This window comes from uncultured Kiloniella sp. (genome assembly GCF_937128705.1).
Classification (GTDB): domain Bacteria; phylum Pseudomonadota; class Alphaproteobacteria; order Kiloniellales; family Kiloniellaceae; genus Kiloniella.
On sequence record NZ_CAKZMP010000233.1, the window covers coordinates 1 to 2,089 of the forward strand.

Sequence of the window (2,089 nt, forward strand, 5' to 3'; positions counted from 1 at the left end):
TACCAACTGTCCATTACTCGCAAGGACACCACGTTCCAGGTAAAGGTTATCTTCCAGCCCAACGCGAACGTGACCGCCAAAGATAACTGATTGTGCAGCCATCGGCATTTGAGCTGGGCCAACCCCGAAAGCGCCCCAATTTGCCCCTTCAGGAAGCATATTACGCATCGCAAGCATGGTTTCGCCATTTGCTTCAGCCGCGAAAGGAATGCCAAGGCAAAGCTGAAACAAAGGTGGTGCATCAATTAAACCTTCCGACATTAGCTGCTTTGCCATCCAGATATGACCAAATTCAAACGCTTCAATTTCAGGTTTCACACCTATCTTTTGAATAATCGCAGCCATCTCGCGTAACATATCCGGCGTCGAGATATAGGCATAATCGCTGAAATTCAAAGATCCGCAGTCAAAGGTACAAATTTCAGGACGAATAGCATCAATATGCTTAAGGCGATCAGCTGGACTGAGCATATCCGTTCCCGGTCCGCCAACGTTGGGGTTTGTTGCGTCGGGGACAAACTCTCCGCCCATGCCTGCCGTAATATTAATTACCACATCAACACCTTTAGTCTTCATTTTATCGCGAAGAAGACCAACTGTTTCCTGATACAGTTCCAAATCATTGCTCGCCTGACCAGTGTCCGGATTTCTAACGTGCAAATGGGCAATAGCTGCCCCCGCCAATGCAGCCTCAATAGCGGCATCAGAAATCTCGCCTGGCGTTACAGGAACATTCGTATGGCGGTCTTTTTTGATGCCTGAGCCTGTCACAGGACAGGTGATAATAACTTCATTATTCATAGTAATTCCCTCTTTCACGCTACCCTATCAGAACATCAATTCCAAAGATGAGTACGTTTATTTTTTTCTTAGTGTAGGACGGTTTTTATTTCTCAATTTACACTTTGCGCTAATTATGAAACATTTCACGCCAACCGATATCTAATAGATGAGAACGTCAAGATGTATCTATTTGGAAGAGAAGCAGAAACCAAACCTCAAAAAGTTGCGTTTTTGCTTGTACCAGGTTTTTCCATGCTTTGTTTTTCATCGGCCTTGGAGCCTTTGCGTGCTGCCAACTTCAAGGTCGGTGAAAAAATATATGAATGGAAGTTATATTCCATCCATGGCTCAACAGTACGCGCCAGTAACGGTATGGACATTAATGTTGATGCAGAAATTGCACTGGACGACAATATTCCTGTCTTGATCGTTTGCGCCAGTTATGATGTGGAAGAAAGTAATACAAGACAACTAGCCGCAATTCTTCGAAGGCTTCGCTCAAAAGGGACCGAGTTTGGTGGTATGGATGCGGGGAGCGAAATCCTTGCCAAAGCTGGTCTTCTGGACGGCTATAAAGCGACCGTTCATTGGGAGAATTTTGAAAGCTTCATCGAGACTTATCCTAATGTACAGGCAGAATTGGATCTTTATATTGTTGATCGTAACCGGTTCACATCAGGCGGGGGCACAACCAGTCTGGACATGATGTTACAACTCATCAGGGTTCAACACGGTTTGAAACTATCCACTGATGTTGCTGATATATTTATCTATCAAAGATTCCGCGAAGGAAACAACCCACAACGACTGATTTCTAACAACCCACAAATCCGGAACAATAAAGTCCTGACCAAGGCGATAGAAACGATGGAAGCAACCATCGAAACACCGCTCCTCATAACAGAGCTTGCTGAAAAAATAGGCTCTACCGTCAGAGAACTAGAACGACTTTTCAAGAAACATTTAAAAACGTCCCCAGCCTCATATTATAGAAACCATCGATTGGATATAGCACAGAGACTATTGAAGCAAACGGACCTCTCTATTCTCGAGATTGCCATTCGTTGTGGCTTTAACTCTGCAACATCTTTTGCCCGAAGCTATCGCAATCGTTTTGGCCAAGCTCCCAAAACAAGTCGGCGTATTATATCTTAATATATTAGATACAATACTTAGTATATATATTTATTGAATATAGTTTTTTTAATTTTAATTATTTTATACATACCATTTATTCCTTTCATAAAATTCTTATTTATTGGTTTAAACTTGCATTAGTTTCATTTGCAACTAATATTGTATGTCA

At 42.5% G+C, this 2,089-nt stretch carries 2 protein-coding genes; one reads left to right on the forward strand and one right to left on the reverse strand.

Annotated features, from left to right (window positions below):
* On the reverse strand, positions 1–801 hold an 801-nt coding region (locus Q0241_RS12125), incomplete at its 3' end, for a 3-keto-5-aminohexanoate cleavage protein (protein ID WP_299377706.1).
* Positions 802–963: 162 nt separating this feature from the next.
* Here Q0241_RS12125 and Q0241_RS12130 point away from each other — a divergent pair.
* Entirely contained in the window at positions 964–1,938 is a 975-nt protein-coding gene (locus Q0241_RS12130) for a GlxA family transcriptional regulator (protein ID WP_299377708.1), read from the forward strand.
* Positions 1,939–2,089: the final 151 nt, after the last annotated feature.